We start from the raw sequence: 12808 nt of genomic DNA, 5'->3' as shown, positions 1-12808 counted from the left end.
CTGTTCGTGTAGGAGGACTCGCAGGCCGAGACCAGCCGGTAGTGCCTACTACCGGCTGGTCTCGGTGCGCAGCGGCAAGGTGCAGGCCGCCAAGGGCCAGGTCGGACTCGACCACTACAAGGTCCGCCACTGGACCGCCTGGCACCGGCACATCACGCTCGCCATGCTCGCCCTGGCCTTCCTGACCGCCATCGCCGCCAGCACGACCCCAAGGCGGCCCACCGACCCACACCACCACACTCGCGGCAGCGACCCGATCCCGTTGACCGTCGCGGAGATCCGCCACCTGCTCGCCGTGGTCCTCAACCCACCAGCCGTGACACCAGCCAGGATGCTGCACTGGTCCGACCGGCGCCGGCAACACCGGGCAACAGCCCGCCGCAGCCACTACCGGCGACACATCCTTTTCCTCGCCGTGCCGAGTCCGCGCAAGGAGTACTTCCTCGCGCGGACGCAGAAAGACCTGGGCTGCGCCCTGGTGGTGGGCGTCGGCGGATCCTTCGACGTGGTGCTGGACTGCGCAGCAGGGCACCACGGTGGATGCGGCGGGCCTGGCCATCACTTCGCAATGCCGTTGCGTTAGTACTGCAACGGTGTTTGCTGTGACGGTGGGGCAGGTCGGCGTTGGCCAGGTCGTGGGTGGGGAACTTGCTGATTTCCTGGAGACGAACGCGCGTCGTCCGCCTGCGGACGGCGGACCTGGATCTCAGTGGCATCCAGCCTCAGCTCGATGCCTTCGGCCTGGGCGCAAGCGAACACGTCAGGCAGCGTCCGAAGACTGTGACGACAAGGTCGGGAGCCGGCCCGGATGTATCGTGGACGGCCACACGGCCAACGTGACGTACCATCGGTCGCTCTACAAGGGGGCGGCCGTCGCCTACGAGTGGGCGCAGAAGAACCTCGCGGGCAAGTCCGGCACCCCCGGCCACTTGCTGAACCGGTGGCATGTCGACCCGCTTGACCCGAACGCCAAGGGCAGGCGTGCCCTGACCTGTGACCGTGGGCCGTACAAGTTTCCCCGGGGTGCCACCGGCATCCCCAACGACTCGTGTGACGAGTACCCGTTCGCCAAGTCGGTGCAGGGCGGGAACGACGGTGCCCTGTGTATCGACGTCACCCCGCGTGAGGTCGGCGGCGTGTGGGACGTCGCGAACGTCACCTGATCCGGGGTGACAGTGGCAGGAGCGGGCGCGTACAACGGCATGACAGGACCTCTTGGTGGAGCCCGGCTCCGACACCGCTGTTGCTACCAAGAGGTCCTGGCCTTTCGGGTCACTTCGACGGTTCCGCCCTCAATCGCTCTGGATCAGTTGGTCGTGTCCCGCCGCGTGGTGTAGCCCGTGCGCATCTCTGCGGGGGTCCGGTACAGCACACACTGGCGAAGCGGCCCCTCGGGCACACTCGGATCCTCGAAGTCATCGGCCGGGTCCCGGGTCATGCCGATCCGGCGCATCACCGCCTGGGAACGAAGGTTGTTGACGGTCGTCGACGCCACGATCTCCGGCAGCCCGAGGGCCTCGAAGCCAAAGGCCAGGCAGGCCAGGGCGGCCTCGGTGGCGTAACCGTGACCCCACGCCGAACGTATCAACCGCCACCCGACGTCCACCCCCGCGAACGGCATGTCCTTGCCCACCTCGTCCAAGCCGGCGCGGCCGATGAACTCACCGGTCTCCCGTGCTTCGAGCGCCCACCACCCAAAACCTCGCTCGTCGAACTCGGCCCGCATGAGTGCCACCGTGGCATCGCTTTGCTCCCGCGTCAGCAGTTCCCCCAGGTGCTCCCGAACTTCGGGATCGGCGTTCATCGCCGCCCACGGTTCGAGGTCAGACTCCCGCCACCGGCGGAGCAGAAGACGATCGGTACGCAGTTCCGGCATGCCGCCCAGCTAACGCCATCACGATCAGGGTGTCGACCGGTTATGTCGCGCCCTACGGTGATCTGGCTGCTGCGGGCAGCCTGGCCGCAGCGCTGGAACAGCTGGCGGCCGAACTCGGAGCCGATCTCACAGTGGTACCCGGCGATGGGGGCCCACTCGTTTCGGCCGGCATCGCCTCGTCGGTCCCTGAGCGCATGCCGTCAGGGCCGGAGCGGCATGGGGGCAGGGCAGGAGCCTGCGGGAGCTGTGGGCGGAACTGTCGTTTCTGCGCTCCGGCAAGCGCGCCGAAGCTCAGCATCTCGGGCGGAGGCCGTCCCTGGAAGCGCGCGGTCAACAGGAAGATCACCCCCCCACTGGCTGAGGCACTTTTTCGCCTCGGCCGGACTGTCGAAGGGAGTGTGCCCGGCACCTCCCGGCGCACCTCCCGGGCACCCGGCGGCTGGGCGGTCAGCCCGGCAGCTCGGTGCGCTCCCACCACTCGTACACCGGCAGCCGCCCCTCCGCCGTGTCCTGCGCGCGCTCGGTGCGCCTGAAGTGCTCGTATCCGCCCCGGAAGAGCAGCTTCACGTCCGCTCCCGCTTCGGGCTGGGCGACGACGCGTTCTGTGAGGTCCGCGGGGCCGCCCTCAAGGACGGCCTTCGCCGTGTCGGAGTCGTTCATGATGCAGAGCGTAGCCATCCGGGCTCCGGTTTCCGCGGCGGTGCGGCCGTCAGGCCCTGGTGTCGCTGAAGGGGCACCGGGCGTTCCGGGGTGTCCGGGGACGGTCCGCGCGGGCCGGCCGGCCGGGGCCGGTATCCCGGCGGGGCGGGGTGGCAGGTGCGCGGTCCACCGCCGAAGGGCATGAACGCGTACTTGGGCAGCGGACCGGCGGGGGAGCGGCCGGCCCAGCGGTCGGGGCGGAACGTGTCCGGCTGGTGGTAGTGGCGGGGGCCGCGCTGGAGGACGAAGGGGCGGAAGGCGACGCGCTGCCCGGGGCGCAGGGGGTAGCCGGCGAGTCCGGTGGGCTCTTCGACGGGTCTCGGTGTCGGTCAGCCGGACGGGCGGCCATGACGTGCGGCTCCCGGGTGGGGCGGACAGACTGGCCGCATGCCCGTGAAGGCGCGGCGGCCGCCGACGGCCCCTCCTCAGAGGTCCTTCCTCGACGTGGCGGCGTTGGTCGCGGCGCCCGGGACAGTCGTCCTCGGGCTGCTCTACTACTTCGGCAACCAGTACAACGAGGCCTACTACCGGGCGTTCGGCGTCCCGCCCAGCGACCTGCCCCTCTCCATCCAGGCCGTCCTCGCGCGCAGCCCCCAGGCCGTCTTCTTCCCGGTCTGGGTCCTGCTCGTCTGCGGCTTCGTCGTGCTGCTCGCCCTCGGCTGGCTCGGGCACGCCCTGGCCCGCCCGGAGAACGAAGGACGGCGCCGCACGGCGTATCGCGCGCTGCTGGCGGTGGGCCTGCTCCTGGGGGTGGTCGGGGGCTACCCCGTGTTCTTCCGGGCCGACCTGTTCACCTTCCTGCCCGCGGGCTGGCCGCGCGGGCTGCTACCCACCCTCGTGGTGGCCCTGGGCGCCAGCCTGGCCTTCTTCGCCGTTCAGGTGCGCCTCGGGCAGCACGATCCCTGGCGGCGGAACCGTCGGGTTCGTGATGCCGACCGGCTGTGGCTCGTGTCCGGGGCGTTGCTCTTGGGGATGCTGACCTTGAGCCTGTTCATCGGCATGTCCCGGTACGCGGCGATGGCGGGCGAGGCACAAGCGGAGACGGACGCGAACAGCGGTATGAGGCGGTTCCCGGCGGTGGAGGTCCTTTCGCGCCTGCGGCTGGTTCACCACGCCACTGACATCGGCTTCGAGGACCTGGGGGCCGGCGCCGGGCCCTACCGTTACCAGTACCGGAACTTCCGCGTCCTGTTGAAGACCCCGACCCGCTTCTACCTGGTCCCTCACTTCGCCCGGTACAAGGACAGCGTGACGGTCGTGCTCCCGGACGACGACGGCACCGTACGGGTGGTGATGAAGGGCTCGGTCAGCTGAGCTCGGGCTCAGGTGTCGAGGTCTCGGTCTCCTCAGGGGTTTCCGAGGTCTCAGCCGGCGCCGGCGTCGGGGATTCGGAGGCCGGTGCTGTCGAGGCAGCGACAGCCTCACCGGTCAGGGTCACCGAGAACGTCGGCCCCTCGGCGGTCGGAGCGGTGACCTTCCCCGTCCACGTTCCGGCCTCCTGGGTGGTGTGGCTGACCTGGACGCGGCAGGTCTCCTGCGGTTGGAGCGTGACGCCCGTGCAGCCGTCCTTGACGATCGAGAGCTCCCCGCTGTCGGTCGTGGCCCTCAGCGGCTGGACGGTCAGGGGCACCTGCTGGTCGTTGGACAGTTCCACGGTGCCTCCGGCAGGCTCGTCGAGCTGCGTCGTCGGCACGGCGAGCGTCGAGTTGTCGTTGGAGTCTCCGTCGGTGCCGGGGAAGACCTTTCCCAGGTCCTCGCCCCTCGGCACGGTAGGCGTCGTCGGAACGTCGGTGTTCGTGTCGGTGGGAGCAGTGTCGCGCGTCGGGACGGGTTCGGGCTCGGATCCCCCGCACGCTGTCGCCGTCGTGATCAGGGCTGTCAGCAGCGCGACCGCCGCGCAGCCGCGTCTGATGTCCGGCATTGGTGTCCGTCCCTCCGCTCCGGATTGGGGCCGCGGCCCAACGTCGCACAGCGACTCGCCGTAAGCACGGAACCCGCGCGGTGACACCGCGCCAGGGCCCCGGGCGGCGGAACACCGACCAGGTGTCCGTCGCAGGCGGGGTCATGGAAGAGGCGCCGAGGCTTGTCCGGTTCTGTGGCGGACATCAGCGAAACCGTACGCGCTATCTCTATGCCGGCGCCTCCGAGCAGCGCCGAGGTGTAGTCGATGGTGGCCCCGGTCCAGACATCCTCGTCCACGAGGACGATGGGCTTGGCCGCGATCGCCCACTTGCTCCTGTGGACTGGGCCACCCCGGGGGCGCGACTGTTCCATGCGTGAACGACGAGACGCGGATGTTCTTCCCGCGCGGGGTCGGGCTCGCCCGCGGGTGCGGCGGCCGTTCGTGTCCGCATGGGCTAATTGCGTGGCGCCTGGCGCGGTCGGCGGCGGCTCACCAGGGCGCTGGCCCATGCCTGGCGGCGCGATTCCCGGGCCATGCCGGAGGTTCAAGGCCGGAAAGAGCCACGAGGCCGCCAGCGCGGCCCGCGCCGAACAGGAGACCGGGACCCGGCAGGCCAGATACGCCCTGCGCGCCGGAATCGAGGGCGCCATCGACCAGGCTCTCGACGTCACGGGGATACGCCGGGCCCGCTACCGCAGACTGCCGAAAGTCCGCCTCCAGCACGCCTTCTCCGCCGCCGCACTCAATGTGATCAGACTGGACGCCTACTGGAGCGATCAACCCCTCGGCCGCACCCGCATCAGCCGTCTCGACCAACTGGCCCACACGCTCACCGTGTGAACAGCCGGAATTGAGCACCAGAGTCCGGGCTCTCGTCCCCATGCTGCTTGAAGAGAGCCGGTGCGGGCCCTGCTGGTCCTGACGAACCGGGAAGTCGCGCGCCCGATGTACGGAGAGCAAACCGAGTTGACACCTGCGCGGGTCAGAGCAGAGCCCCAGTGACAAGCGACCGCGGCAGTCACAGTCCGCGACCGGCTCGGGGATGCGACCGCGGCCCAGGTGCTGTGGAGCGCACCCAGGCTGATCTGCGTCGCGGACCTGCGGAGGACGCCCCGATCACCGACGTTTGAGGCCGTGGCGGGCGCCCTCCGCAGCTCCCGTCGGCGGATCGGATCCGCGGAGGGGCGGCTAGTTGACCGCCGGCCCGGAATTGTTCAGCCAGGCCCACTCCGACCAAGTGGCGAAGCCGGTCTGCCACTTGTGGTAGACACCGGCGCCGCTGGTCGCGAACACCTCGATGCGCCCGTCGGCGTCGTTGCCCGCGGCGATCTCGGTGCCGCCGCCGCCGAAGGTCTCCCACTCCGAGTACGGCGCGTTCGGGCGGGTCTGCCAGGCGTGGCTCGCGGCGGTGGCGTTGATCGCGAACACCTCGACGCGGCCGTCGGCCGACCGCGAGTGGGTCAGCTCGGCGTTGGAGATCCCTCCCATGCCCGCCCATTCCGACCATGAGGTGGGGCTGGTCTGCCAACGGTGGAACACACCGGCGGAGTTGGAGGCGAACACCTCCAGCCTGCCGTCCTGGTTGTAGCCGGCCGTGAGGTCGTGTCCGCCGCCGCCGAAGTTCTCCCAGGCCGACCAGGCGCCGTTGACTCCGGTCTGGTAGAGGTGCTGGAAGGTGGTGTCGGAGAGGGCGAAGACTTCGAGTCGGCCGTCGGGTGCGGTTTCGAGGGCGAGGCGTGAGGTCGCGGGGCCGCCGCCGGTGCCTTCCCAGTTGGCCCAGTTGCCGCTGGGTGCGGTCTGCCAGCGGTGGAAGACTCCGTTGGTGTTGGAGGCGAAGACTTCGATGCGGCCGTCGGCGTTGTTGCCGGTGGCGAGTCGGTAGCCGCCGCCGCCGAAGTTGGCCCAGGTGGACCAGGAACCGTTCACCGCGGTCTGCCACATGTGGTCGAAGGTGCTGTCGGAGAGGGCGAACACTTCGAGTCGTCCGTCGGCGTTGGCCGCTACGGAGAGTTGTGCGTTGTGGGGTCCGCCTTCGAACCGCCACTGCGACCAGGCGCCGTTCACCGCGGTCTGCCAGGAGTGGTAGACGCCGTCCGGTCCGGCGGCGAAGGCCTCCAGCCGCCCGTCCGCGGACCGCCCGGACACCACACGGCCGGCGCCGTAGGGGTGCTTGGGGCCGGTGCTGCTCGTACCGGACCACAGTGCGTTGGCCATGATCACCGCGTCGTCCGCCTCGATGGCGTAGAGGCCGCGCAGGTCCTCGCGCGGTCGCTGGACGTGCCAGCACACCTCGCCGATCGCCTCGTTGTTCCACGAGCCGCCCGGATACATCCGTTCCACCTCGTCGAAGAAGGCGTTCGTGGCGTGGGCCGGGTTCAGCCGCTCCTCACGGGTGCCCCACCAGTCCTGCTGCTGGAACAGCCCGAGGCTGGTGTAGTCGACGGCCTGGGCGTAGTTGTTGACGCTGGACTCCACGATGATCGTGGCGATCGCGATGGCCGCGGCCCTCTGGTTGAGGCCCCGGTCCTTGACCGCCTGCGTGACCATCCGCGCGCAGGACACCTTGTAGGCGTCCATGTAGCCGGCCATCTTCGCGTGCAACTGCGGGTTGAGCTGGTCGGCCATGATGCCGTCGGCGGCCGACGGACCGGCCGGATCACACGGCACGGTCGGAATGGCGAAGCCCTGGGGGCCGCTGAAATACCGGGAGACCCCGGAGTGGTCCTTGCCCGGAACCGGAACCGGAACGGGTGCGTGTGCGGCGACGGCGACCGAGGCAGTCATCCCGACGGCCAACGCCCAGGTGCCGGCCACGAAGGCCAGTCTGGTGAACACGCGGCGCAAATCAGTTATCGCCATTGTCTGCCCTTCTGTCGTGAAGTGAAATGTGCGGAGTTCACGCGATGCCCGGCCCTGCGGAAGTGCCCACCCAGCCCCACCGGTACTGCCGTTGATCGCGAACACCTCGACCCGGCCGTCCGCCGAACGGTCCGAGGTCATCTCGGAGTTCGCCGGGCCGCTCATTCCCTCCCAGCCGGACCAGGCGGAAAGGACTGGGCCCGCCAGATCACCTCGCTACGGGTGATCGGGCCGCCGCGGTCGGACGAGACGGCCGCCATCGCGGCAGTGGGCGCGGTCGCGGCGATGGCGGCCGCGCCGGCTATCAGCAGCAGGAGCACTCTGCCGCACCGTGATCTCAAAGTCGTCACCGGAACCCCTCCCGTCGTCGGCGGCCGACAGTAGGGCGCGCCGATGAAATGCCGATGGAATCGGCAACTCCCTTGGATGGGAGGGCAGATGGGCCAACGGTCCTACGCCGCGGGGGCGGCGCAGTGTCCAGGGATGTCGGGGGCTCCGCGTCTGTCACTCCGGATCGTTCCGGATGCCTGGCCCGGCGCTCTCCCCCCTACTTTGTCGACGGCTTCCGCCAGACCTGCGGAACCGACCGACCGAACCGATCAGCCCGGAGCCCGGGGAGCAGCGATGCCGACGACAGCCACCACCTGCCGACCGATCGCCACTGCGCTCGGGCACCAGGAGCGCAAGGTGCTCCACGCGGTCGGCTGCGGCCTGCGGGACGACGAGATAGCTGCCGCTCTCGCCCTTTCCGAGGACGCCGTCGCCGGACACCTCGCGCGGGTCCTCGTGAAACTCGGGCTGCGCGACCGGGCCGCCGCCATCGTCCACGCCTTCGACAGCGGCCTGGTCGTCCCCGGCAGCGGCCCGCGTACGCAGGCGGCGAACCCGGCGCCGCGGGCCCCCACCCGCCGCGATGCCGGACCGACGATGCAGATCTCCCTGCTCGGACCGCTGCAGGCATGGCAGGACGGGCGGCCGCTGAAGCTGGGGCACCTGCGCCAGCAAGCCGTACTGGCGGCGCTCGCGCTGTGCGCGGGCCGCACGGTCGGTCAGCAGGAACTGCTCGACGGAGTATGGGGGATGGACTCGCCGGTCACGAACGTGGTGCCGGTGTACATCTACCGGCTGCGCAAGACCCTGCGCACCGGGGACGGCCGCCCCGACGCGGTGATCGAGCACGACCGGTGCGGCTACCGGCTGGTCTCCGGCCTGGTCGACGTGGACGTGTCCCGCATGGAGAAGCTGGTCACCGACATCGCGACGGCCGACCGGGCGGGAGAGCCGGCGGAGGCGGTCCGCCTGTGTTCGCAGGCGCTGGACCTGTTCCGCGGGGAGCCCCTGGCCGGCCTGCCCGGGCCGCTCGCCGAGCTGGAGCGGTTGCGGCTCACCGAGCGCCGGATCACCATCGCGCAGCGGAAGCTGGAGTGGCAGCTGCGGCTGGGGCAGCATTCCGAAGCGGTCGCCGAACTGTTCGCCCTGTCCGCGGCCCACCCCCTGCACGAGCCGGTGGCCGCGATGCTGATGCGGGCGCTGTACCGCAGCGGCCGACGGGCCGACGCGCTGACCGTGTTCGACCAGGTCCGCCGTCGCCTGGCCGACGAACTCGGCGTTCCTCCGGGCCGGCTGCTGCAGCGGACGCGCCAGTTGGTCCTGCGCGGGGACGAAGCGGGCCTCGGTCTCACCACGGCGCCGAGGTGACCGGGTCTCCGTGGTGACCGCGCCACCGTGGTGACCGGGCCGCCACCGGACCGGGCCGCCACCGGACCGGGCCGCCACCGGACCGGGCCGCCACCGGACCGGGCCGCCACCGGATCGGGGCGGCCCGGCTCCGCGCGGTCAGGAGGCGAAGGACCGTTCCAGCCGGGGAACCAGGTCCTGGAGGTCCGCTTCCCAGCACCAGGCGTTGTGGCCGCCGTTGCAGTTGGTGCCCCAGCCGGCGCCGTCGCCGTAGTCCACGTAGTGGTAGGGCATGCGCAGGGCGTCCATGCTGTCCTTGACGTGCTTGGACGCGCTCTCCACCCAGAACTCCAGGTCGGTGACGTCTCCGCGTCCGTTGCCCACGTAGATGGAGACCCCGACTCCCGCGAGCTTGTCCATGTGCGCCGCCGGGTCCACCTCGTTGAACCTCCAGTCGGCGTTGAACACCGGGTAGGGCGAGCCGAACGCGGCGTCACTGTCCACGCCGGGGGAGTAGCCGACGAGGGAGGCGACGACGGCCATCCGCAGGTCCATGGACCGGACCGACAGGTCGATGTCACCGGACAGGGACGCGGTCTGGCCGAACAGGTCGGGGCGGACCTGGGCGTAGTGCAGGGCCCCGAACCCGCCCATGGAGACACCGGCGACGGCCCTGGCCTTCTTGGCGGCGATGGTCCGCAGGTTCGCGTCGATGAACGGAATCACCTGCTTGAGGTGGAAGTTCTCCCAGTTCTGGGCACCGGCCGCGGTCCTCTGGTTGAGCCAGTTGGCGTACCAGCCCCGGGCACCCCCGTCCGGGATGACGGTGATCATCTCGTTCGAGGTGGTCAGCGCCGGGTAGTTCTGCTGGATCGGGTCGTCGGGCGAACCGTGCAGGAAGTACAGCACGGGGTAGCGCCTGGCCGGGTCGGCGTAGTAACCGCTCGGCAAGATGATCTTGATGTGGTGCTTGCCCGAGACCTCGGGTGTGGTCACGGTGATGTAGAAGTTGGTGGGACCGCCCACCGTCGTGTCGACCTGGGTCAGGCCGAACCCGTCCGTCATCCTCGGCGGTTCGGTGCCTTCGGCGGCCTGTGCCGAACCGGCGGGCAGCGCCATTCCCACTACGGCGGCCATCAGGGCCACCACCATGCGCCACCGACTCGATGTCCTCATCACAGCGTGCTCCCTCGTGAGCCTTGTCGTTGCGCGGGTGCGGGACCGATCGGGAGACCGGTCCCGGTTCAGGACCTTCGGTCTCAGTCCAGGACCTTGACCTCCAATGCCGGCGAGGCAGCGATCTGCTCCTCGGTGAACCGCTCGGTCACCCACTGGCCGGCCGAGAACAACTTGGTCTGGTCGGCGTAGTGCGGTGAATTCGGGTTGGCCGACTGGGAGTAGGCCAGTACGGAAGAGGCCTGCGGCGGACCGTCGGCGGTGAACCGCACCTGCTGGACGAAGCTGGAGCCGAAGGTGATGTCCATCTTGCCGTCGACCGAGCCGGGGGTGACCACGTTCAGCACGCCCAGCTCGTGGACCGCCCCGTGGATCGGGATCTGCTCGCCGTTGCGCGTGATCTTCTGTACGTCCGACAACGCCGCGTTCAGCGGGATCCCCGCGTTGCGGAAGGCGATGACCGTCCGGCCGAACGCGTCGCGGACGGCGGAGCTCCCGGAGTCCAGCGAGTTGGGGGTGTGCACCGGGTCGTTGGGGTCGAAGGGGATCCGCCACGGCAGCTTCTCCACCGACTGGCCGCCGAGCAGGGCGTACCAGTAGTTCTCGAACAGCCAGGACCCCCGGCTGTCCGCCGTGAAGTCGTGGCTCTTCCACCCGGCCAGGATCGGGCAGGCCTCGCTCACGTTGACCAGCTGGCCGTCCACCAGGATGAGCCCGAAGGGCTGTGCCCGGCACATCGCCACCGTGGCGTCGAGGGCCAGATCGGCGGCCCGGCTGTTGTCGGCGAACAGCAGCTGCCGCATGTTCTCCGGCGTGAACCCCCGGCCGGGCAGGCCGTCGGTTCCGTTGATCCGCTTCTGCGCGGTCAGGATCAACTCCTGGGTGCGCAGCGACCGGGGCGCCGCCGTGTCGCCCATCACCCGGGGGAAGGACAGCGGTTGCTCGGGGTGGGCCAGCCAGGCGCTGTCGTTGGCGTTGCCGACGAAGTCCTTGCGGATCAGCCGCGGCTGCTTGTGCGGGTCCAGCAGCCCCGGTGCGACCGCGTTCGGATCGGCGGGCCAGTCACACGCGCTGCGTTTGCCGTCGAAGATGGAGACCGGCGGCACGTTCGGCAGCCGCAGCACCTGGTTGAACAGAGCCTGCCCGGTCAGGGTCAGGCACGACTGGGCGTGCTCGTCGGTGATGTTCGGGGTGGCCTGGATGTCCGCGTACAGGGCGTTGCCCTTGCGGTCGGAGGCGACGGTGTTGAAGAAGGGGACGCCCTGCGTGGTCTCCAGGGTGTTCACCACCTCGTCGACGTCCTTGGCCTGGTCGAGGTGGAACCAGGTGTTCAGCGCCCGCAAGTTGTCCATGTTCACGTCGCGCACCGCGTGCGCGCTGACCACCCAGGGCAGCGGCACGGTCAGCACCTGTGTGGTGATCGGGCCGTAACGCGTCGCCCACAAGGTCCTGTTGACCCTGCCGATGGAGCCGTCCGCGTTCAGCACGTCGACACCGACCTGCTGTGAGGTCATCGCCTCCCAGGCGCCGTCGACCAGGTAGTTGGTCGGGTTCAGCGGATCGACCTGTACGTCGAACAGCCCGAAGGGGGCCACCGTGGCGACGGTGTGGCTCCAGGCGACATCGTCGTTGTGCCCGATGTTCACCGCGGGGAAGCCGAGCAGGCTGGCCCCGGAGACATTGATCCTGCCCGGGATCGTCAGCTGGCTCTGCCACATCCGGTTCTTGCCCTGCCAGGGGAAGTGCGGATTCGCGAGCAGCATGCTCGTGCCCCCGGACACGCCCTGCGAGCCGACCGCCAGCGCGTTGCTGCCCATGCTCTGCTGCCGGCTGACCGCCATAGCGTCGCGGATCTTCGCCGCGGTCTCCGCGGCCGAGGAGGCCGGCGGGGCGGCGCCCGGAGCGGCGGCCGAAGCCCCCGGGGGAGCCGCGTTCACCTGGCCGTCGAGCAGCACGTCCGCGGTGCCCATGATGATCTCGGCGTGCGCGTGCCGGTAGACGTCCAGCTCCGTGATCGGCCGCACCCACGCCTTGCCGCGGCAGGCCGGGTCGGTGATGTGGTCCACGCCCGTCTCGGCCAGGTACCTGTTGTACCCCTGGACGTAGCCGCGAATGGCCTCCTTGACCTCCGGCTCCGGCCCGCCCGGCGCGGGCAGGTCGATCAGCCGCTCCACCACCCGGTTGTCGTTCATCCGCTGGAAGTAGAGGTCGCTGTTGAGGTTCGTCGTGGTGTTCTGGTGCTCGCCGGGGCTCGCCTTGCCGTCCGGCCCCAGATAGCGGGACCGCTGGGCGTTGACCATCAGATAGGTGTCGGCCAAGGTGCAGATGTTGTCCTTGGCCGCGGCGTATCCGTAGCCCGTGCCCAGTCCCGCCCAGTCGGAAGCGATGATGTGCGGGATTCCGTACTCGGTGTAACGGATGGTCGGCTTGTCGGGCGCCTGTCCCGGAGCCGGCGCCCCGGTGGCCGCCATCGTGCTCAGCACCGCCGCCACCGCGGCCGTGGCCACCATCGGCAGCCTCGCTCTGAATCTCCTCCGCGCCATCGAGCCGTCCTTCCCCTGTGGTCCGGGCCTTCGTCTGACCGCGGCCACGCTAGGGAGGAGCGATGAAATCCCGAT

At 69.9% G+C, this 12808-nt stretch carries 10 protein-coding genes and 3 pseudogenes; 5 read left to right on the top strand and 8 right to left on the bottom strand.

Features of this window, described 5'->3' with window-relative positions; all coding sequences use genetic code 11:
• Positions 1–82 precede the first annotated feature (82 nt).
• A pseudogene (locus B4U46_RS40575) lies at positions 83–199 on the top strand (IS701 family transposase); the annotation flags it as partial.
• Between the two features lie 456 nt (positions 200–655).
• Here the strand turns inward: B4U46_RS40575 and B4U46_RS38860 are convergent.
• Positions 656–777: pseudogene (locus B4U46_RS38860) on the bottom strand (IS5/IS1182 family transposase); the annotation flags it as partial.
• A 59-nt stretch (positions 778–836) separates the two neighbouring features.
• Here B4U46_RS38860 and B4U46_RS03220 point away from each other — a divergent pair.
• Entirely contained in the window at positions 837–1163 is a 327-nt protein-coding gene (locus B4U46_RS03220; protein WP_237292589.1) for a NucA/NucB deoxyribonuclease domain-containing protein, read from the top strand.
• Between the two features lie 143 nt (positions 1164–1306).
• On the opposite strand, the gene B4U46_RS03215 is transcribed toward B4U46_RS03220, so the two are convergent.
• The 3 genes and pseudogenes from B4U46_RS03215 to B4U46_RS40570 form a co-directional block, all read right to left on the bottom strand.
• The gene (locus B4U46_RS03215) at positions 1307–1876 is read right to left on the bottom strand and encodes a GNAT family N-acetyltransferase (protein WP_079423890.1); all 570 of its coding nucleotides are present in this window, start codon (positions 1874–1876) and stop codon (positions 1307–1309) included.
• 447 nt (positions 1877–2323) lie between these two features.
• On the bottom strand, positions 2324–2536 hold the full coding sequence (locus tag B4U46_RS03210) for a DUF5988 family protein (RefSeq protein ID WP_079423888.1): 213 nt from the start codon (positions 2534–2536) through the stop codon (positions 2324–2326).
• Positions 2533–2889 (bottom strand): annotated as a pseudogene (locus B4U46_RS40570) (cytochrome P450); the annotation flags it as partial. The gene B4U46_RS03210 and the pseudogene B4U46_RS40570, both read right to left, overlap by 4 nt.
• 73 nt (positions 2890–2962) lie before the next feature.
• Here B4U46_RS40570 and B4U46_RS03200 point away from each other — a divergent pair.
• Positions 2963–3889, top strand: a complete 927-nt coding sequence (locus B4U46_RS03200; RefSeq protein ID WP_079423883.1) for a hypothetical protein — start codon at positions 2963–2965, stop codon at positions 3887–3889.
• Here the strand turns inward: B4U46_RS03200 and B4U46_RS03195 are convergent.
• Positions 3882–4496, bottom strand: a complete 615-nt coding sequence (locus tag B4U46_RS03195) for a hypothetical protein (protein WP_079423881.1) — start codon at positions 4494–4496, stop codon at positions 3882–3884. The two genes, B4U46_RS03200 and B4U46_RS03195, sit on opposite strands and share 8 nt — an antisense overlap.
• 489 nt (positions 4497–4985) lie before the next feature.
• Here B4U46_RS03195 and B4U46_RS37240 point away from each other — a divergent pair, with 489 nt between their 5' ends.
• Complete coding sequence (locus B4U46_RS37240) at positions 4986–5318, top strand: transposase (protein WP_159402062.1); 333 nt, start codon at positions 4986–4988, stop codon at positions 5316–5318.
• 348 nt (positions 5319–5666) lie between these two features.
• Here the strand turns inward: B4U46_RS37240 and B4U46_RS03185 are convergent, their stop codons facing one another.
• Complete coding sequence (locus B4U46_RS03185) at positions 5667–7337, bottom strand: VCBS repeat-containing protein (protein WP_079423879.1); 1671 nt, start codon at positions 7335–7337, stop codon at positions 5667–5669.
• Between the two features lie 624 nt (positions 7338–7961).
• Here B4U46_RS03185 and B4U46_RS03180 point away from each other — a divergent pair.
• Positions 7962–9035 (top strand): BTAD domain-containing putative transcriptional regulator, encoded by a 1074-nt coding sequence (locus B4U46_RS03180; protein WP_079423877.1) that lies wholly within the window; start codon positions 7962–7964, stop codon positions 9033–9035.
• A 138-nt stretch (positions 9036–9173) separates the two neighbouring features.
• Here B4U46_RS03180 and B4U46_RS03175 read toward each other — a convergent pair whose 3' ends face one another.
• Positions 9174–10190, bottom strand: coding sequence for an alpha/beta hydrolase (locus B4U46_RS03175; protein WP_237292587.1), 1017 nt, complete (start codon positions 10188–10190; stop codon positions 9174–9176).
• A gap of 83 nt (positions 10191–10273) precedes the next feature.
• The gene (locus B4U46_RS03170) at positions 10274–12733 is read right to left on the bottom strand and encodes a penicillin acylase family protein (RefSeq protein WP_079423872.1); all 2460 of its coding nucleotides are present in this window, start codon (positions 12731–12733) and stop codon (positions 10274–10276) included.
• Positions 12734–12808: the final 75 nt, after the last annotated feature.

The organism is Streptomyces katrae, from assembly GCF_002028425.1.
GTDB classification, from domain to species: Bacteria; Actinomycetota; Actinomycetes; order Streptomycetales; family Streptomycetaceae; genus Streptomyces; species Streptomyces katrae_A.
This window is presented reverse-complemented; position numbering and strand designations above follow the sequence as displayed.

Coding starts and splice junctions, on each gene's coding strand:
- B4U46_RS37240 (WP_159402062.1), top strand. CDS start 4,986: ATGCCTGGCGGCGCGATTCCCGGGCCATGCCGGAGGTTCAAGGCCGGA.
- B4U46_RS03215 (WP_079423890.1), bottom strand. CDS start 1,876: ATGCCGGAACTGCGTACCGATCGTCTTCTGCTCCGCCGGTGGCGGGAG.
- B4U46_RS03210 (WP_079423888.1), bottom strand. CDS start 2,536: ATGAACGACTCCGACACGGCGAAGGCCGTCCTTGAGGGCGGCCCCGCG.
- B4U46_RS03195 (WP_079423881.1), bottom strand. CDS start 4,496: ATGCCGGACATCAGACGCGGCTGCGCGGCGGTCGCGCTGCTGACAGCC.
- B4U46_RS03170 (WP_079423872.1), bottom strand. CDS start 12,733: ATGGCGCGGAGGAGATTCAGAGCGAGGCTGCCGATGGTGGCCACGGCC.
- B4U46_RS03200 (WP_079423883.1), top strand. CDS start 2,963: ATGCCCGTGAAGGCGCGGCGGCCGCCGACGGCCCCTCCTCAGAGGTCC.
- B4U46_RS03175 (WP_237292587.1), bottom strand. CDS start 10,190: ATGAGGACATCGAGTCGGTGGCGCATGGTGGTGGCCCTGATGGCCGCC.
- B4U46_RS03180 (WP_079423877.1), top strand. CDS start 7,962: ATGCCGACGACAGCCACCACCTGCCGACCGATCGCCACTGCGCTCGGG.
- B4U46_RS03185 (WP_079423879.1), bottom strand. CDS start 7,337: ATGGCGATAACTGATTTGCGCCGCGTGTTCACCAGACTGGCCTTCGTG.